The organism is Pseudomonas sp. GD03842, from assembly GCF_029841165.1.
In the GTDB taxonomy this organism is placed as follows: Bacteria; Pseudomonadota; Gammaproteobacteria; order Pseudomonadales; family Pseudomonadaceae; genus Aquipseudomonas.
The window spans coordinates 136,192-154,794 of sequence record NZ_JAOCEA010000010.1 but is presented as its reverse complement, the minus strand read 5'-3'; the positions used below and the strand labels follow the sequence as shown (position 1 = coordinate 154,794).

Here is an 18,603-nt window from a genome sequence, read left to right as displayed (position 1 = left end):
TCAGTAGTGGCAACTAGCTACAACTTAAAAACTGTCTCAGGCACTCCATGGTAGTTCACGATGTTGCGCGCCGTTAAAACATTTTCATGAGCGGTGCAGCGAACTTAAAGGTGCGCCCGGGATGAGCGCTGAAAGAGTGCGTGCACGTATTATTCGTCGGAAGCGCACTGTGCTGCCTCAGCGTTGAGTTGGGGATGAACTTAAACCTCAGACCACTTCCGAGCGCTTGTAGGCAGGATGAACACGGGGAACATACGTCATGCCTTGATAATTGAAATCTTGCCGTTGCGCTCGATAATCGCGTATTTGATCTGCGCGACGGTTTCAAGCCCCTGTTCCAGCCTCGCCGCCTGCAGGATATCGTCTTCTTCAATGCGGGCTTCATGCATACGATGGCGCAGGAATTCCCCGTTCTCCACGACGATGGTCGGTCCGCCGTCGATCAGCTTGCCCAACCGCTTCGACCGACGCTTGGCCAGCGAAAAGCCGACGTCGATGGCAATCAGCGTGACGATCACCAACACGGCATTGGTCACGGAAAAGTCGTCGCCCAGCAATGCCTGCTGTGTCGCTTCGCCGATGATCATCAGCAACACAAAATCGAACGATGTCAGCTCTCCCAGCGCTCGCCGTCCCGAGATTCTGAACAACACCATCAACGCCAGGTAGATCGCCGCCGCGCGCAGCACTGCGTCCATGTCATGACCTCTGTGCAAGTTGTAGCCGCCCGTGAAAGGGATGAATTCGAGCGCCTAGGGATAAATGAATTGCTTGAGCAGCACCTCACCCCCGCCGTCGATGCGAAGGGTGCTGGAATACAGGCCGATGCCGTCCGCGCGCAAACCCAGGTAAGTGACGCTCTCGCCTTGGGCATCGGCCTGCACCGTCAAGCGCAGCCCGGTACTGGAGCCGGATGAATGAACAGGCTGCGGCTGCAGGCTGTCGACACTGAAGCCTTCGAGCAACGATGGCGCGATGACGAGCACATGCACGGCTCCGGGCTGGCCATGGCTGCGGATGATCAACGTGTTGGTCGCGCCATTGCGGTGAAACCGTTCGTAACTCACCTCCAGGTCGTGGCGGGCGCTACTGACCTGTGTCGAACTCAATGGCCCGTGGGAAAACAGGCCCAATAATGTCAGCACGACGACGGCCAGCAGTCCGTACCAACCTATTCGCTCGAAGCGCCAAATCTTGCGCTGCAGCGCGATATCTTCGTCGACCGGGTATTCGCGGTCATGCATTTCCCTCTTGAGGCGCTCATCTGAGGGCAGTTCATCGGTCACGGACTCGGTCATGGCGTCATCCCTTCATGAGCGACCAGCGCTTCGCTTCGTTGTATCCCTGAGAGCGTGGCGACGAGGATCAGTTCGATCTTTCTCTGCGTCCTTCTGCGCGATCCTGCTGAACGAACGAAGCTCGCCGCGCGGGTGATAACGCGACTGAACTCCTGCATCAAAATGACATCAATCATGTTTCTCTTTCGGAGCAGTGCTGCAATGAGCAATGGGTCGATCGCTGTCTGCTTTTTTGGCACCGCCCTTGGCTGGGCCGCCCTGTTCTACGGCGTGTTGGACTACCTGACGGGCTGATGCCCCTGAGCGTGAGACGCGAAGATACGACGGCTCCGTTTACGCCAGTTTGACCGCGAATCCTCGCTGTACCGCAGGACGACTCATCATCCGCTCATACCAGGCGGCAACATGGGGCAGATCGGCAAACGAGACGCGGTGCCGTTCGTGACGCCAAGCCCAGCCCAGAATCGCGAAATCCGCTATGGAGGGCTCACCTGAGGTCGCCACGTATTCGCGGGCTGCCAGGCGCGCATCGAGCACCCGGTACAGGCGATGGGTTTCAGTGCTGAAACGCTTGACGCCGTAGTCCCGGGCTTCGCTTTCGGGAAGCTGTAGAAAGTGGTGGACTTGGCCCGGCGCCGGGCCAAAACCGCCCACTTGCCACATCAGCCATTCGTAGACGGCAACCCGTTCGGCCAGGTCCCGCGGGAGGAAGCGTCCGGTCTTTTCCGCCAGGTACAGCAGGATCGCGCCGGATTCGAAGACCGTGATCGGCTGCGCCCCCGGACCGTCCGGATCGCGTATCGCGGGGATTTTGTTATTGGGGCTGATCGCCAGGAAATCAGCCTCGAATTGCTGGCCTCGTCCCAGATCCACGATCCGGACCTGATACGGCAACCCGAATTCTTCGAGTGCAACGCTGATCTTGCGTCCATTGGGTGTGTCGTAGGTGTAGAGCTCAATGCTCATCTCTGCTCCCTCGCTCGGAGTGATGGGTGGGTCGCCCCTGGAGAGTGCGAGGGCGAGGCGCCACTGCGGTGCGTAAATTACCAGACCTTGAGGCCCTCATGCAGCGCTGATCGGTATGTCCATCGCGTCCAGCAGACTCGCCCGGAATGCCTCGGCGACGGGTTGTGCAGTGGCCGATACCCGCACGCACACGGCGAACTCCGGCAATGCGGGCAGTCCCGCCGCCTCCCCCAACGTCACCAAATCATCCGGCACGGTCGAGGCCAGCCACGCGGTGATCGCCAGCCCCGCGCGCACGGTGGAGGCCGTCGCCTCGAAGCTGCGGTTCTCGAACACGGTGCGCCAGACGATACCCTCTTTGGCCAACGCCCCCAGCACCACGGGACGAAACACGCAGCGCTCGTCCACCAGCGACAATGGCAGCGGTCTGGTTCTCCAGATATCGCTGTCAGCGCTGCCCACCCACAACAGCGGCTCAGTGCGGATGACCTCGCCCTGAGGGTGACTCGCCACGTATTCAATCAATGCGAAGTCGAGGTGGCCGTTTTCAATGTCCTCGTGCAGCTCAGGCGATGCGGCGCATTTCAACGACAGTTCCACCCGCGGATGCGACGCCGTGAAAGCCTTCAATGCTGGCGCCATTGCTGTGATCAGGTCCGGGGGCGCCCCCACGCGCAGATGCCCTCGCTGTGGGCCTCCCACCGTGTCGGCCCAAATCTCGTCGTTCAATTGCAATAAGCGGCGAGCCTTGGCCAGAAACAACTCGCCCTGGTGGGTCAATTCCAAGTGCCTTGGCTTGCGCAGCAGCAACACACAGCCAAGGTGCTCCTCGAGACGTTTGACTTGCTGGCTCACCGCTCCCTGGGTCATGAACAAAAGGTTGGCAGCGACCGTCATGCTGCGGTGGTCGGCAACTGCGACGAAGGTGCGGACCAGCGTGAGATCAAGGTTGCGGATCATGGCGGGATTACCATCGGTAATGTCAGGCATTAAGGATATTCGATTTTGTAATCGACATTGTATCGGTAGGTTATCGGCTCGGAACGTCCGCTCCGTTGCCGTCCCGATCCCCCCGGCATCGTCTGAACTTGCCGTTGGCAACCCCGGCGATGCCTCCATCCGCCTCACATGGATCTAAATATGCCTGCCCCTCTGTTTCCCGAATCGTTCGATCTTCACCGCAGTTTCGAGGCCCTGTCCGAGCACTGGTCACCCAAAGTCGTCGCCCGGATCAACGACCAGTACGTAAAAGTGGCCAAGGTGCTGGGGCAATTGGTCTGGCACGATCACGAAACCCAGGACGAACTGTTCTACGTCGTCAAAGGGCACCTGAAGATCGAGTACGAGGGGGGCCGGACGGTTGAATTGCCCGCCGGAACGATGCACGTCGTGCCCCGCGGTGTGTTGCATAACCCGGTGGCTGAAGAAGAATGCTGGATCGTGCTCATCGAACCGGCGGACACCCTGCACACCGGCACGGCTGTCTCGCCGCTGAGCAAGACTGTGGAGCAGCAATTGAGCTGACAGCAGCGCAGCGTCGAGCGGCCCCTGCCAGGCGGCGGTTCCCCCTGTTGGATCACGCAGCCGTCTTCCTCGCGCGCAGAGGTTACTTGGGCGCAGAGGTTACTTGGGCGCGACTTTCGCCACGAACGCGGTCAACGCAACGGCCAACACAACGCCTGCGCCGACGGTCAGCACAACCCCCCATTGCAGGACCAGCGCCTGCAGCGTGAGGTAAAAGCCGATCACGCCAATGGCGCCGATGGCATTGCCCCGCACAATGGCGGCCAACTCATGCCGCCCACCCTGCACATGGGCGAACACCGCGAGTGGCCAGGCGATGACCGGGATCGGAGCGAGAAAGCCACTGACCACTGGCCCCGCCCACTGGGCCGTTGCCGTGATCGCGAGCAGCAATGCGGTGGCCGTGAGCATGCGCATGGGAATGATCCAGCGTGGCGTCGCGACGTAGCGGCCCGTCCCCGGGTTGCGGCCGGGCGCAGTAATGCTGACGATCATCGCGACCAGAAACAACGTGATCGCCACGGCAGCCATCGGCCCTGCCCAGCGGTTCATCAGCCACGCCACGAGTGCGTAGACGCCCAAGGCGAGCACGCAGCCACCGACCACCGACGTTCTGGCGCTCACTGCAAAATAGACCAGGTAGGCCGCCTGGATGGCCGTGACGCCCGCCAGTGCGCCCGGCGCTGCCGCGCCAACGAAGCTCGGCCCCTGTTCCAGCCCCAAAAACAGCATGATCGACGCCGACGTCACTGGCAGCCCTGACAGCAAGCCGCCGATGTGGGTGCCCCAACGTTTTGCGGCCAACGAAATGGAGAGCATCAGCAAGGGGGTGATCAACAGCTTGAGGTGAAAGGCAGTCATGGGCGCGCGTCTTCTCGGGATGCGCACGTTTTACACGTTTCCTTGCAACCTTGCCGTATGGATTTGCACGCCGGCAGGTGCCCTCTGCACGCCTTTCACAAACTCAACCCCGTCCACGCTTCGGACAGCCTCCACAACCGCTGTGCCGCGTCGGCGTCCACGGCCCATTCGGCAACGCCGCGACGTCCCTGCTCCCGGGTGTTCACCGGCGCGATGTTGCAATCCTCGCAATACACACCGCCCTTTGCGTCCAGTGCTGCGCTGGTGGCGCACCACAGCCCGGTCGCAGCACCCTGCTCCAGGGTCTTGAGCCCTCGCTCCGGCTCGATCCTCTGCTGCCCGTGTTCATCGAACACATCGAATGCGGCGATCTCTTCCGGGCTCAGGTGTCGCCCCAGATCCGTGAGGATCTGGCCGGGGTGCAGCGAAAATGCACGCACGCCGCGCGCTTTCCCCCGTTCGTCCAACGCCACGGCGAACAGCACGTTGGCTGTCTTCGACTGCCCGTAAGCCAACCATTTGTCATAGGGGCGGTGCCGGAAATCAATGTCATCGAAATCGATCCCCGCTAACTGATGGCCCCTCGACGACACTGCGATCACGCGCGCGCTCCCTGCGGCGGTCAGCACCGGCCAGAGGCCACAGGTCAGTCGAAAGTGGCCGAGGTGATTGGTCGAGAACTGCGCCTCATGCCCTTGCGCGTCTCGCTTGAGTGGCGACGCCATGAGGCCGGCGCAATGAATCAGTAAAGACACCGGCTGGCCCCGGCGGACGATCTGGCTGCAGAACGCTTGAATGGATTGCGCGTCCATGAGGTCCATTGGCCAGATTTCGATGCCCGGGATGCCCGCCAGAGCCGCCTGGGCTTTGCGGGTGTCCCGAGCCGGAACCAGAACCCGGGCCCCCGCCGCCGCCAGGCTGACCGCGGTGACGCGTCCCAGCCCCGAATAACCGCCTGTCACAATGGCCAGGCGTCCGGCCAGGTCGACGCCCGCCATGACATCGACGGCGGTACTGGCCGCGTTGAAGGGTGATGAAACAGGTTGCTGTGGCGTTTTCATGAACAGGTTCTCGGTGGGTAGCGGAAGCCTGCATTTTTCTCTACGCTCATCGGACGAAACAGTTCAAATAGTCCGTTTTTCTATCGTGATCATCCAACAACCCCTGTCCGACCCGCTTTCAGACGTGCTCGCCTTGTCTCACCTGCGCGCGGCGTGTTCCGTGCGTTTGAGGGCGGGAGGTCGCTGGGCACTGCGGTTCAGGCCGATCGAACTGAAGTTCAACGTCGTACGGCGAGGGCAGTGCTGGTTGTGTGTCGACGGCCTCCCCCCTCGGCAGATGAGCGCTGGCGACTGCTTTGTCATCGTCCGCACGCCGTTCGTATTGGCCAGCGCGCCGGACGTCGAAGCGATCAACGCGTCGGACGTGTTCGACGGTTCCGGCCTGTCGGCCCGCTATGGGGTCGGCGATGACCTGGAAATCCTCGGCGGCAGCGTTTCATTGAGCAACCCGGCCGCGCTCGACTTGTTGAACCTGCTGCCAGCGGCCGTTTGCATCGGAGCGCAGTCCCATGGCGCGTCCTCCTTCGCCTGGCTGCTGGACGAACTGGACAGAGAGTGGCAATCGGCGCAACCCGGCGCCGTGGCGCTGTGCAATGACCTGCTGCGGCTGATCTTCGTGCATGCGCTGCGTCATCACATTCGCACCGCCGACGCAACCGACCTGGCATGGCTGGCGGGTTTACGCGACCCGGCGATCGCTGCCGTGCTGCGTGCGGTCCACAGCACCCCCGAGCGTGCCTGGACGCTGGAACAGATGGCCGCGCTGGCGTGCCAGTCTCGCTCCAGCTTCGCTGCGTCGTTCAAGGCAAAGGTCGGCCAATCGCCCGTCGAATATGCGACCCGTTGGCGCATGCAGGTCGCAGCGACACGTTTGACCGTCGAAGGCGACAGCGTCGGGGCGGTGGCGGCGTCCTTGGGCTATCTGTCCGACGCGGCCTTCGGCGTTGCCTTCAAGCGAGTTCATGGCAAATCGCCCGGGCAGTACCGGCGCGAGCACCGTCTTTGAACGAACAGGGGGCGGACCGGTCAGGTTTGGAATAGACTCCGGTGTGCGTGGGCGCGAATGGGCGCTGCGTGTGCCTCCCGGTGAATGGCCGATCTGTCACGGAACTCTGCATGCCCTTGCCCTCGAATGACACCCATGGCGTTGGCGACACCGCCGATGACGCCGGTCTACCCCCGCAAGACGGTTGGCTGGCCCTGGAACACCGGGCCCGGCTCGACGGCTTGATCCACAAGCTCGACACCAGCACCACCCGGGAAAGTGTGTCGCGTTACCACGCGATGGCCGAAGGTTATCTGCTGGGGCTGCTGGACTGTAATCACATCAGTGCTCCCCACCACGATGCGGTCAGCCAGTACCTTCACACGCTGGCACTTCGCCGGTTGAAACGGGTCAAACCTGGCGCCCGTTCTTGAAGGGGCACCGTAAACAGGTCACCGGCGTTCGATGGTGCCCATCAGGCCGCCGAGCGCGACCAGTATCCGATCATCTTTTCTGTCGAGCGTAATCAGTCGTGCATGACCAGCCAGGCACCTCACCCTCCATCGACCTCAGTCTGCTGGGTGGACAGTATTCTCCCGTCGCACTCATCGAGCGCGAACGCAAAGTGCTGGGCCAATTGGCGGCAGGGCTTTCACTGAGCGAAGTCTTGAGCGATCTGCTCCTCGCGGTGGAGGCCCAGAGCGACAACATGATGGCGTCCGTGCTGCTGCTCAGCGAGGATGGGCAATACATGCTGCATGGCGCCGCCCCGAGTCTGCCGAGCCGGTATAACGAGGCGATCCACGGTATCGCCATTGGCGAGGGCATAGGCTCGTGCGGTACCGCAGCCGCCCGCCGACAACCGGTTTACGTCAACGACATCGCCACCGATCCCCTCTGGGACGGCTATGCGCACTTGGCGGTGTCTCATGGTTTGCGCTCCTGCTGGTCGACGCCAATCATGGCGGCAGACGGCACAGTGGTGGGCACCTTCGCAGTCTATTACGCCGAGCCACGCGCCCCCACCGCAAGCGACATCGAGGCCATTGCCCTCATCGCCCAAACCGTCGCGCTGGTCATCGAACGGCATCGCTCGGACGTTCGGCTGCGACGCAGTCAGGACGCATTGCGCGATTTGAGCTCGGAACTCGAAGCCAAGGTCAACGAGCGCGCGACGGAGCGCAGCCGGACTTGGTTGTTGAGCCCGGACCTGTTATCGGTGATCAGCCCCGACGGGACCATCGAGGCCGCCAACCCGGCCTGGACCATTGCGCTGGGCTGGTCGCCTGAGGAACTGCAGATCAACGTGCTGACCCTGGTGCATGCCGATGACCTGCAAGCGACCCGGGCGGCCCTGAGTCAGGCCGCCAGGGGCCGCCCGGTGTCCCGGTTCGAGAATCGCTATCGACACCGCGATGGCAGCTACCGCTGGTTCGCCTGGGTGGCTGTGCTGGAAGGCGCAAGGATCTACTGCAGTGCGCGGGACATGACCCTGGAAAAAGAACAGGCGGCGACGTTGGCTGCCCGCACCCGTGAGCGTGATCGCGCCTGGGGCTTGTCCCAGGAACTGCTGGTGATCGCGGCACCCGACGGCACACTGCTGGAGGTCAATGCTCGCTGGACGGAACAACTGGGCTGGCTGGAGCACGAACTGGTCGGCAAGACCTTTGCCGAATACACCCACCCGGACGACCTCGGGGCCGCCACTGCCGCCTTCGAGGGCATCTTCCACGCGCCACTGGAAGTGCCGTATGAGTACCGGTTGCGCCACAAGAACGGCACGTACAAGTGGTTCAGTTGGACCGGCACCTTCGAAGACAGCCGGGTCTATGCGGCGGGACGCCACGTCACGGTCGAGCGAGAACAAGCGGAAGCCCTGCGCCAATCGCAGAAGATGGAAGCCGTCGGCCAACTCACCGGCGGCGTTGCGCACGACTTCAATAACCTGCTGACGGTCATCCGCTCGTCCACCGACCTGCTGATGCGCCCTACCCTGACCGAGGAGCGTCGGCAACGTTACGTCACCGCCATTTCGGAAACCGTCGATCGTGCCGCCCGGCTGACCGGCCAGTTGCTCGCCTTCGCACGTCGACAAGCGTTACAACCGGAGGTGTTCAGCGTCTGCGACAACGTGCGGGCCATCAGCGCCATGATGAGCAGCCTGACGGGCGCGCGGATCCAGACCCTCATCGATCTCGACCCCACGCCGTGTCATGTCAACGCCGATCCGAGCCAATTCGACACGGCTCTGATCAATATGGCGGCCAACGCGCGGGATGCCATGCAGGGCGAAGGCCAACTGTCGATCGCGGTGCGTGCTGTCGAGTCGCTCCCGGCGATTCGCGAACACAGTGCGGTAGCCGGGCCCTTCGTCGCGGTCTCGATTACCGACACAGGATCGGGCATTCCGGCCACCCAGCTGGAGCGGATTTTCGAGCCGTTCTACACCACCAAAGGCGTGGGGGAAGGCACCGGACTGGGCTTGAGCCAGGTCTTCGGCTTCGCCAAACAATCCGGTGGTGAAATTGCAGTCGCCAGCGAAATCGGCAAAGGAACCACCTTTACCCTCTACCTGCCCCGGGTGGCCGGCGAGGCGCGGGCGGCGGAAACCGACTCACCCGGCGTGTCGCTGGAAGAGGGTCAAGGCAAGCAGGTGTTGGTGGTGGAAGATAACGGCGACGTGGGCGACTTCGCCATCCAGGCCCTTACCGAACTGGGGTTCCGGCCGACCCTGGCGCGCACCGCCGCAGCAGCCCTGGAGCTGATCGACAGCGACGCCGAGCGATTCGACGTGGTGTTTTCCGACGTCGTCATGCCGGGCGTCACCGGGGTCGAACTGGCGCAAACGCTGCGCGCACGGTATCCGAGTCTGCCGGTGGTACTCACCTCCGGTTACAGCCACATTCTGACCCGCTACGGAACCGATGGATTCGAGCTGCTGCACAAGCCGTATTCAATCGACAAATTGTCCCGCGTACTGTTGAAAGTCACGGCCAACCCGTAGCGCACGGTGTCAGGGGCCAGGGCTCCCCATTCTCGCGGCGGCGGCTCTCAGCACTTCGGCCACCGAGTCGATGGATTTGATCTTGCTTGGGATGTCGTCGGTCGGAATATTCAGCGCGCGGTGGCTGCTGAACACGAGATGGCCAGCCAACGCCTGAGACAATTCTTCGAAATGGACGGCCGTTTTTTCCAGGTCCAACCTGATGTTCGCGAGAGATTCGAGCATTGATCCACCGCTTACCGTTGGGGGACTGCATCCTTACCCATGAAATCGGCGCCCTGCCTAGGATCGATACCGCGCCAATGTAGCAGCACACCCGTAGGGTTTGTCTACCCTGCTCCGCCCCACGCCTAAGTTGCACTCGCGGCCTGCCGTTACCTCCACGGCTAACCAGGGCGAACGGCGCCTTGGAAATAGTCCAACATCGAGCAATATGGGACATTTCCGCCAATAAAAATGCCGAAATGCCTTTAGCAGGACCCCGCATGACGATATCATGGCGCCATCATTCCGTCAGATGGCAAACCGTATGAATTTCAGACGCCTGAACATTGCTCCGCGCTCGTTAGCCTGCTTCGGCTTTTTTGCCCTGTTGATTTCCGCTGTGGGCCTGTTTTCGCTTATGCAGGCAGCGCGCTTGAAGGACGCTCGCGATTCGCTGCAAAGCAATGTATTGCCAAGCCTCATGACCGTTGCCGATATCAAGGCCGATCTGCTGATGATCCGCCTTGGCAATACCGGTCTGCGCGCCGCCCATACGGCCGACAGTGCAGAGAGCGCGCGTAAGCGGATCGCCCAAGGGCGTGAAGACCTGGAAAAGGACGTGAAGCGGCTCAAACCGCTGCTGGTCACCGAGCGCGGCCTGGAAGCCTATCGCAAGATGGAAGCGGACATGGTCGCCTACCTGGCGGTGCATTCGCGGTACCTGGAGGCAGCGGCGCAGAACCGAGAGGACATCCTGATCGCGATGACCCAACCGTCGGGTGAGCAGAGCCGCGCTGCGGACTTGCTGACCAGCGATATCGCCACCATTTCGCAGTTGGCCGTTCTCAAGATGGAAAATTCGGACATCGAGGCCAATGAAAGCTACGAGCAGGCACGCGCCGTGACCATCGCGGCCATTCTGGTCGCGCTCGTGGCCACCGTCGCGCTGGCCGCCCTGTTCACCCGCAGCCTGGTGGCGCCGATTGCCCGGGCCCTGGCCGTGGCCGAGCAGATTGCCAACAACGACCTCAGCCAGCCGATCAAACTCGACGGCGCCGATGAACCCGGTCGGCTGCTCCAGGCGCTGTCGGTGATGCAGGACAATTTGCGCGGCACCGTGGCCAATCTTGGCCACTCTTCGAGCCAGCTCGCCTCGACATCCGAGGAAATGAACGCCGTGACCGAGGACTCGGTGCGCGGTATTCAACGTCAAAGCGATGAAATCAACCAGGCCGCCACGGCCATCAACCAAATGACCGCCGCGGTCGAAGAAGTCGCCCATAACGCCGCACTGGCTTCGGCCGCCGCCCGCGAATCCAGCGAATCGGCGGAACACGGTCGGCAGCGCGTCGACGAAACCCTCGGCGTGATCCATGAACTGCATCAGGCCGTCACTGCGACCGCCGGCGAAATCAATGGCCTGGCCAGTGAGGTGCAAAACATCAGTGGCGTGCTGGACGTGATACGGGGGATCGCCGACCAGACCAACCTGCTGGCGCTCAACGCTGCCATCGAAGCGGCTCGCGCCGGTGAGGCCGGCCGAGGTTTTGCTGTGGTTGCCGACGAAGTGCGCGCATTGGCCCACCGCACTCAACAGTCCACCGCCGAGATCGAGAAAATGATCAGTTCCATTCAAGGCGGCGCTGACAAGGCCGTCACGGCCATGGACCAGAGCAGCGACCGGGCACGCGCCAGCCTGGATGTCGCCGAAGCCGCCGGGCGGGCGCTGGAACAGATCACCCAGGCCATAGGGCAGATCAACGAACGCAATGTCAGCATTGCCTCCGCGACTGAAGAGCAAGCCCAGGTTGCCCGCGAGGTGGACCGCAACCTCACCCGCATCCGCGATCTTTCGCTGCAGACCTCCGCCGGAGCGAACCAGACCTCGGCGGCCAGCGGCGAGTTGGCGCAACTGGCGGTGGGGCTCAACGGGCTGGTGCTGCAATTCCGCACCTGAGGTGCCTGGCGCCCCACTGCCCGCCGAATCAAGCAGACGCGTCGCGTGCCATGGCTGTGGCATGCGACGCCTGCAGGCCATCATAAAAAGCAGCCACGCGCATCGACGCCTGACCCCTTGCAAAATAGAATCTCGTGCAACTCCCCCTTGCAGAACTGAGATGAGCAGACTTCCCGATTTCGAAGGCCTGGCGATGTTTGCCAAAGTAGCGGAAGAAGGCTCGTTCGCCGCCGCTGCCCGGGTGATGGGTGTCTCGGTGCCCACGGTGTCCCGCGCCGTGGCCCGGCTTGAGGAGCGGCTGGGCGGACGATTGTTCAACCGCACCTCACGCCAATTGGCGCTGACCGAATTCGGATCGAGCATGGCGGCGAAGGCCAGTGACATTTACTGCCAGGCCGAAGAACTGGAAAGCGAGGCGCAGGATCTGTCCGTCCAACCTCGCGGGCAGGTGCGCCTTGCCGTGCCGATGGCCTTCGGCCTGCGCTGGGTCGCGCCCCTGTTGCCAAAGCTCTTGCGTCAGTACCCTGAAATCACGGTGGATCTGCACCTGTCCGACGCTTCGGTAGACCTGATCGCCGACGGGTTCGATGCCGCGCTCCGAATTGCCGTGATGCCTGACTCCTCGCTCGTCGCTCGCCGCCTGTGCGCGGTCCGCCAGCTTGCCGTGGCTTCGCCCGGTTACCTCGCGGAGCACGGCCATCCTTCCCATCCCCGGGAGCTTGCCAGCCGTACCTGCCTGAGCTATGCCTACCGCGCGCGTAGCCAGGTCTGGCGCTTTACCCACACCGATGGCTCGGAGGAAGACGTCATGCCCACTGGCCCGCTGCGGGTCACCAATTCCGACGCGCTGATACCGGTGTTGCTGGAGGGGCTGGCAATTGCTGAAATGCCGGAATTCATCGCCAGTGAATACCTCGCGGACGGTCGGCTTGAGGTGCTGCTGCCCGACTGGAGCATGGCCCGCGGAGGTCTGTATTTCGTCACGCCTTCGGCCCGCAGTCGGCCAGCGAAGATCAGAGCGCTGTCGGATTTTTTCGCGTTGCACCTGTCCGAGCCGCAGTGGCGATGGCCACGCGTGCAGTCCTGAAACCTCGGGGGGACTCGAGCTGCCCGCGTCTTGCCGAATGGCTCGCGGTCGGGCCTGGCTTCACCGATCATGGGCATGCCTGGAGGGTATTGAGGTTGTCGAATTTCCATCAAAATGCCGGCCGTCTTGCACATTTTTAGTGCGACCAAGGCGGGCGCTGCTCAACGGGATAGCACCCAGCGCGCTTTATGTACTTGGCGCATGGGGCATGCCAAAACGACATAACTTCGGAATATTCCGCATGTTAGTCTCGCCGCTTTAATGAAAGGCGTAGATCGTCAGTCTCGATGACGACCCATCTCAGGAAACAGCATGTCCAGAATGTCCCACACCGCTCTGCGCCGTAAATTCCGCGAATTGCTCACTGCCGACGCGTGCGTCGAAACCGCCTCCGTGTTCGACCCGATGTCCGCACGCATTGCGGCTGACCTTGGGTTTGAAGTCGGCATTCTGGGCGGCTCCGTGGCCTCACTGCAGGTGCTGGCCGCGCCGGATTTCGCCCTGATCACCCTCAGCGAATTCGTCGAGCAGGCCACCCGTATCGGACGGGTCGCCCAGTTGCCCTTCATCGCCGACGCCGACCACGGCTACGGCAATGCACTGAATGTCATGCGCACCGTCGAAGAGCTGGAACGGGCCGGTGTCGCAGCGCTGACCATCGAAGACACGCTGCTGCCCGCACAATTCGGGCGCAAATCCACTGACCTGATTTCCATCGAGGAAGGGATCGGCAAGGTCAAGGCCGCGCTTGAGGCGCGCGTCGACCCGGAATTGTCGATCATTGCCCGCACCAACGCGGGCGTGCTGTCGGTCGAGCACATCATCGAGCGCACCCAGGCTTACGAAAAGGCGGGAGCGGACGGCATCTGCATGGTGGGCATCAAGGATTTCGAGCACTTGGAGCAGATTTCCGAGAAGCTCACCGTTCCGCTGATGCTGGTGACCTACGGCAACCCCGACCTGCGTGATTACGCGCGGCTGGCGAAGCTGGGCGTACGCGTCGTGGTGGCCGGGCACGGCGCCTATTTCGCGGCGATCAAAGCCACGTATGACAGCCTGCGCGCCCAGCGCAAAGTGACCCACAGCACGGAGAACCTCAGCGCCACCGAGCTGACGCACACGTACACACTCCCCGAGAGCTATGTGAACTGGGCCAGGGAGTTCATGGACGTTAAAGAGTAAGCCGAGCGGCCAAGTGATGGGCGTTGAGCCCGTCGCGCTTTGACGTTGCGGCACGTGGGAAGGCACAGACCACCCTCAGGCGGTCTGTGCAAGCGGGTTTAGACGACCATGTCCGCTTCGGCATGCCGATGGACGTTGGAATGGTCGTAGTGCCACTGGAAGATACTGCCCACCAGCTTCGCAAAAATCACCAACACATCGATCGCCTCGCGCTCTTCCAGCCGGTTGGCTTCTGGATCGAGCACGCAGAGCGAGCCGAACAGGCTGTTGTCGCGAAGAAAGATGGGTATCGAGATCGAGCTCTCGAAACCATAGCGCTGAGAGGCCACATTGCCTTTGTGAGCCGGGCTTTGGCTGACGCAACCCACTACCAGGTTGGAAGGGTCCGCCAGCAGGTTGCTGCACATTGAATATTCAAGGGGGAAGTTTTCCCTATCCTTGATACCCAGGCAAATTTCGTCGTTGACGCTGCAGGCGACCCAGTCGTTTTCGCAGAACTTCACGATTGCGGCGAACCGCAGGCCGGTCAGGCGCACGATCAGCTTCAAGATATTGGTGGTCGCCTCGATCTCGGCGATAGCATTGAGCTCCTCCACCGAGAGCTGGGAATTTGACGGTTTGTTCACGTTGAGGACCTCGATCCCATCACGCTGTCTCGATGTCTTAACAGCTACGGAGCCGGTATATCAGAAGGTCACAGGGGCCGCAATGAGGTTTTCCGACGCAGCGCTTTCCCGAACCGGAGGGGGCTGGACCCGCTGATTGTCAGGACGCTGCCAGTGACGAGGCAGGGGCCGATCGACGCCGCGGCAACGCTGAAATCCTTGCACGCCTCACCGACACACATCACGGCATGGCGCCTGAGCTGGCCTTCGATACTTCAGGCCACGCGTGTGCCCAGAAGCGCAGCCCGCAGGCCTGACAAAAATAAAAAACCCGCCGAAGCGGGTTCTTTTCTATCAAAACCATTCCAACGTCCTGTCGGCAGCGTTCCCGGCGAATGGCAGATCGTCCCTGACCTCTGAAGCGTTCCCTGCGCCTCAGTCGATGGATCCAATCTATTCCGATGGCTGAGCCCTGTAAACGGACGCTTTGCTGAACTGCGTGTAAGCCTTTGGCTATCCGCGTGTGCGATCAGTGACTGCGGGAAATCAGGCGGGCCCTGTGCACGCCCCGTCGGTCGGCAGGACAGTCCAACCTCGGTATGATGGTGGCGCCGTGTCGCTCCACAAGGGCGCGCCGCAGATTCCCTTCCCTGCAAGAGATGCTTATGTCCACTCAAGACGTTGTTTTTACCCCCGATCCCGACGCAGACTCCATTTCCTCCGACGTGGCCACTTTCGGCGGCATCATGGTTTCGACCCAGGTACCTACCCGCCCGGACGGTAGCCTGGAGCTGGGAGACATCACCGTGCAAAGCGAATGCACGCTGCGCGCACTGAAGGATGCCCTGGAACGTGCAGGCAGTTCGCTGGACCGGGTGATGCACCTGACCATCTACCTGACCGACATGGCCGATCGCGCCGCATTCAACGACGTCTACAAGCGCTTTTTCGCCAAGCCCTGGCCAGTGCGGGCAGCGGTCGGCGTCGCGGCGCTGGCGGTCGAAGGCATGCGGGTCGAAGTGACGGCCATGGCAGCCACCCGCTGAACGCAGTACCGATCGAAGGCCTGCGGGCAGGTCTTCGATTCCCACCGGCTGCTTTTGCACCGGGAGTCTTCGCCCATCGGGCAGCTCAGGGGTGCCGGTCACACGTTTCGCCGCTACAATGCGCGCCTTGACCGTGAAGACCTACTAGAACGCCATGTCCCTACCCAAGCATCACCTGGAATTGCTCAGCCCTGCCCGCGATGTCGACATCGCACGCGAGGCCATTCTGCATGGCGCTGACGCCATTTACATCGGCGGCCCGAGCTTCGGCGCCCGCCACAATGCCGCCAACGAGGTCCGTGACATTGCCGGGCTGGTCGAATTCGCCCATCGCTACCACGCACGGGTGTTCACCACGATCAACACCATCCTGCACGACCAGGAACTGGAGCCGGCGCGCAAGCTCATTCACGAGCTCTACGATGCAGGCGTCGACGCCCTGATTGTGCAAGACCTGGGTGTGATGGAACTGGACATTCCTCCCATCGAACTGCACGCCAGCACGCAAACCGATATCCGCACCCTGGAACGCGCCCAATTTCTCGATCAGGCCGGCTTTTCCCAGTTGGTTCTTGCTCGCGAGCTCAACTTGTCGGAAATCCGCGCCATCGCCGACGCCACTGACGCCGCCATCGAATTCTTCATTCATGGCGCGCTGTGCGTGGCGTTTTCCGGCCAGTGCAACATTTCCCATGCCCAGACCGGCCGTAGCGCCAACCGCGGCGATTGCTCCCAGGCCTGCCGCTTGCCGTACACCCTCAAGGACGACCAGGGCCGGGTGATCGCCTATGAAAAACACCTGCTGTCGATGAAAGACAACAACCAGAGCGCCAACATCCGCGCCCTGGTCGAAGCCGGGGTGCGGTCGTTCAAGATCGAGGGCCGCTACAAAGACATGGGCTATGTGAAAAACATCACCGCCTATTACCGTCAGCGCCTGGACGATGTCCTCGAAGACCGCCCGGACCTGGCTCGCGCCTCCAGTGGGCGCACGGCGCATTTCTTCCTGCCCGATCCGGAAAAGACGTTTCACCGTGGCAGCACCGATTACTTCGTCACCGACCGCAAGATCGACATCGGCGCCTTCGATACCCCGACCTTCACCGGGCTGCCGGTGGGCGTCGTGGAAAAGGTGGGCAAGCGTGATCTGCAGGTCGTCACCCATGATCCGCTGACCAACGGCGACGGCCTCAACGTGCTGATCAAGCGGGAAGTGGTGGGCTTTCGCGCGAACATCGCCGAACCCAAAGGCGAGTTCGAGGAAGACGGCGAGAAACGCTACCGCTATCGCGTCGAGCCGAATGAAATGCCAGCCGACCTCTACAAGGCCCGCCCCAATCATCCGCTGAACCGCAACCTCGACCACAATTGGCAGCAGGCGCTGCTGAAAACGTCGGCGGAGCGCCGCGTCGGGCTGTCATGGCAGGTTCAGTTGCGTGAGCAACGACTGGACCTTACCGCCATCAGCGAAGAAGGTATCCGCGCCAGCGTGTTCCTGAACGGCCCGTTCGGCGTCGCCAACAAACCGGAACAGGCGCTGGAGCAACTGCGTGACCTGCTCTGCCAGCTCGGCACCACCCAGTACCACGCCCTTGACGTCAAGCTCGACGCGCCACAGGCTTTCTTCATTCCGAACTCGCAACTCAAGGCCCTGCGCCGCGAAGTCATCGAAGCCCTCACCGAAGCGCGTGTCGCCGCTCACCCTCGTGGCGGCCGCAAGGCAGAGACCAGCCCGCCGCCGGTGTATCCCGAGGCGCACCTGTCGTTTCTGGCCAATGTCTATAACCAGAAAGCCCGAGATTTCTATCACCGTCATGGCGTGAAGCTGATCGACGCCGCCTACGAGGCCCATGAGGAAGCGGGCGAAGTGCCGGTGATGATCACCAAACACTGCCTGCGCTTCTCGTTCAACCTATGCCCGAAACAGGCCAAGGGTGTCACGGGTGTGCGCACCAAGGTCGCACCGATGCAATTGATTCACGGCGATGAAGTCCTGACGCTGAAATTCGACTGCAAGCCGTGCGAGATGCACATCATCGGCAAGATGAAGCCGCACATCCTCAATCTGCCGCAGCCTGGCAGCGCTCCGGTCGTGGGTCATATCAGCCCTGCCGACCTGCTGAAAACCATCCCTCGGGCGCCGCACTGAGAGAAGCTGGGCGTCATGGGGGCCGGACACACGGCCCCATGGCGCCAAACCCGCTCGCTTCGACCTCGTTGGCGCCGTCCCGCCTATCGCCGCGCCAGCTCATGGCGAGTGCATCCCTCGTAATACACCTGCCGAACGCTCTCGGGTCGCAGACGCGAGGGACTGTCGTAGGTCTGTTCGGTAATGCCCAGCGCGCTGATCCGCATCCATTGTTGGGGAAACCGTCGGGCCTGCAACTTGTTTCGCGCACCGTACAACGTCAGCCCGGCCAGTTTGTATTGCTGCGCCGTGGCGGCGATGCCGGCCCCCCACGTGCACAGGTCTCTTTCCTGCTTGCTCAAATCCCTGGCCCAAGCGCTACCTGAGCCACCTGCCAATAACGCAAACATCAGAAAGCCGGTGATAAATCGCATGCAGTTCCTTGCCTAACCTACTGACGAAGCTGGAATTCTGCCGATTCGGCATCTGCTGAGGGGCCAGCATATCGCCTGCTTTGGCCACGACCCGACCAATGACCGCTTGAAGTGTGCGCGTGATGACGCTTCCTGACGGCAGAAAATCCGTCCACCAACCGGCCCATGCCTGCTACCGTGTAAGGGTCTAACGTGAACCTTATCGACCCACAGCCGGTCGATAGTTGCACCTGTGGTCAGGTCGAGGGCACTCTGCGGTGA

General features: G+C 62.0%; 19 protein-coding genes. 9 read left to right on the top strand and 10 right to left on the bottom strand.

The genetic code is table 11. The annotated features are described in order from the left end of the window. Positions 1-257: 257 nt before the first annotated feature. The 5 genes from N5D61_RS15895 to N5D61_RS15875 all read right to left on the bottom strand — a co-directional run bounded on the left by N5D61_RS15895 (position 258) and on the right by N5D61_RS15875 (position 3,254). A complete protein-coding gene (locus tag N5D61_RS15895; RefSeq protein ID WP_108240205.1) occupies positions 258-698 on the bottom strand; it encodes a YetF domain-containing protein in 441 nt (146 codons plus the stop codon). 54 nt (positions 699-752) lie between these two features. Next, positions 753-1,298, bottom strand: coding sequence for a hypothetical protein (locus tag N5D61_RS15890; protein WP_279893482.1), 546 nt, complete (start codon positions 1,296-1,298; stop codon positions 753-755). After that, positions 1,295-1,474 (bottom strand): hypothetical protein, encoded by a 180-nt coding sequence (locus N5D61_RS15885; RefSeq protein ID WP_279893481.1) that lies wholly within the window; start codon positions 1,472-1,474, stop codon positions 1,295-1,297. The genes N5D61_RS15890 and N5D61_RS15885 overlap by 4 nt, the downstream gene beginning before the upstream one ends. Before the next feature lie 157 nt (positions 1,475-1,631). Beyond that, the gene (locus N5D61_RS15880) at positions 1,632-2,264 is read right to left on the bottom strand and encodes a glutathione binding-like protein (RefSeq protein ID WP_279893480.1); all 633 of its coding nucleotides are present in this window, start codon (positions 2,262-2,264) and stop codon (positions 1,632-1,634) included. Between the two features lie 96 nt (positions 2,265-2,360). Then, positions 2,361-3,254: a LysR substrate-binding domain-containing protein gene (locus N5D61_RS15875; RefSeq protein ID WP_279893479.1), complete on the bottom strand. Its 894-nt coding sequence runs from the start codon at positions 3,252-3,254 to the stop codon at positions 2,361-2,363. A gap of 150 nt (positions 3,255-3,404) precedes the next feature. On the opposite strand from N5D61_RS15875, the gene N5D61_RS15870 reads away from it, so the two are divergent. Then, on the top strand, positions 3,405-3,788 hold the full coding sequence (locus N5D61_RS15870) for a cupin domain-containing protein (protein ID WP_279893478.1): 384 nt from the start codon (positions 3,405-3,407) through the stop codon (positions 3,786-3,788). A gap of 99 nt (positions 3,789-3,887) precedes the next feature. On the opposite strand, the gene N5D61_RS15865 is transcribed toward N5D61_RS15870, so the two are convergent. Then, positions 3,888-4,649, bottom strand: coding sequence for a hypothetical protein (locus N5D61_RS15865; protein ID WP_279893477.1), 762 nt, complete (start codon positions 4,647-4,649; stop codon positions 3,888-3,890). A gap of 95 nt (positions 4,650-4,744) precedes the next feature. Continuing rightward, positions 4,745-5,710 (bottom strand): oxidoreductase, encoded by a 966-nt coding sequence (locus N5D61_RS15860; protein WP_279893476.1) that lies wholly within the window; start codon positions 5,708-5,710, stop codon positions 4,745-4,747. A gap of 85 nt (positions 5,711-5,795) precedes the next feature. On the opposite strand from N5D61_RS15860, the gene N5D61_RS15855 reads away from it, so the two are divergent. The 3 genes from N5D61_RS15855 to N5D61_RS15845 all read left to right on the top strand — a co-directional run bounded on the left by N5D61_RS15855 (position 5,796) and on the right by N5D61_RS15845 (position 9,699). Further along, positions 5,796-6,716, top strand: coding sequence for an AraC family transcriptional regulator (locus N5D61_RS15855; RefSeq protein WP_256600715.1), 921 nt, complete (start codon positions 5,796-5,798; stop codon positions 6,714-6,716). A 110-nt stretch (positions 6,717-6,826) separates the two neighbouring features. Then, positions 6,827-7,129, top strand: coding sequence for a hypothetical protein (locus tag N5D61_RS15850; protein WP_108240198.1), 303 nt, complete (start codon positions 6,827-6,829; stop codon positions 7,127-7,129). Between the two features lie 98 nt (positions 7,130-7,227). Continuing rightward, the gene (locus tag N5D61_RS15845; RefSeq protein ID WP_108240197.1) at positions 7,228-9,699 is read left to right on the top strand and encodes a PAS domain-containing protein; all 2,472 of its coding nucleotides are present in this window, start codon (positions 7,228-7,230) and stop codon (positions 9,697-9,699) included. A gap of 9 nt (positions 9,700-9,708) precedes the next feature. Here the strand turns inward: N5D61_RS15845 and N5D61_RS15840 are convergent, their stop codons facing one another. Next, complete coding sequence (locus N5D61_RS15840) at positions 9,709-9,924, bottom strand: hypothetical protein (protein WP_108240196.1); 216 nt, start codon at positions 9,922-9,924, stop codon at positions 9,709-9,711. A gap of 304 nt (positions 9,925-10,228) precedes the next feature. On the opposite strand from N5D61_RS15840, the gene N5D61_RS15835 reads away from it, so the two are divergent. The 3 genes from N5D61_RS15835 (at position 10,229) to N5D61_RS15825 (ending at position 14,129) form a co-directional block, all read left to right on the top strand. Further along, on the top strand, positions 10,229-11,860 hold the full coding sequence (locus N5D61_RS15835; protein WP_279893475.1) for a methyl-accepting chemotaxis protein: 1,632 nt from the start codon (positions 10,229-10,231) through the stop codon (positions 11,858-11,860). 160 nt (positions 11,861-12,020) lie between these two features. Further along, positions 12,021-12,947, top strand: coding sequence for a LysR family transcriptional regulator (locus tag N5D61_RS15830; RefSeq protein WP_279893474.1), 927 nt, complete (start codon positions 12,021-12,023; stop codon positions 12,945-12,947). A 312-nt stretch (positions 12,948-13,259) separates the two neighbouring features. Beyond that, positions 13,260-14,129 carry an oxaloacetate decarboxylase gene (locus N5D61_RS15825; RefSeq protein ID WP_108240194.1) on the top strand — a complete coding sequence of 290 codons (870 nt, stop codon included), beginning with the start codon at positions 13,260-13,262 and terminating at the stop codon, positions 14,127-14,129. 98 nt (positions 14,130-14,227) lie between these two features. Here N5D61_RS15825 and N5D61_RS15820 read toward each other — a convergent pair whose 3' ends face one another. Then, on the bottom strand, positions 14,228-14,755 hold the full coding sequence (locus N5D61_RS15820) for a GAF domain-containing protein (protein WP_279893473.1): 528 nt from the start codon (positions 14,753-14,755) through the stop codon (positions 14,228-14,230). A gap of 644 nt (positions 14,756-15,399) precedes the next feature. Between N5D61_RS15820 and N5D61_RS15815 the strand changes: the two genes are divergently transcribed. Both N5D61_RS15815 and N5D61_RS15810 read left to right on the top strand, forming a co-directional pair. Then, positions 15,400-15,780 (top strand): RidA family protein, encoded by a 381-nt coding sequence (locus tag N5D61_RS15815; protein ID WP_108240192.1) that lies wholly within the window; start codon positions 15,400-15,402, stop codon positions 15,778-15,780. A 154-nt stretch (positions 15,781-15,934) separates the two neighbouring features. Continuing rightward, positions 15,935-17,929, top strand: a complete 1,995-nt coding sequence (locus N5D61_RS15810) for a U32 family peptidase (protein ID WP_108240191.1) — start codon at positions 15,935-15,937, stop codon at positions 17,927-17,929. A gap of 83 nt (positions 17,930-18,012) precedes the next feature. Here the strand turns inward: N5D61_RS15810 and N5D61_RS15805 are convergent, their stop codons facing one another. Then, the gene (locus tag N5D61_RS15805; protein WP_279893536.1) at positions 18,013-18,318 is read right to left on the bottom strand and encodes a hypothetical protein; all 306 of its coding nucleotides are present in this window, start codon (positions 18,316-18,318) and stop codon (positions 18,013-18,015) included. Positions 18,319-18,603: the final 285 nt, after the last annotated feature.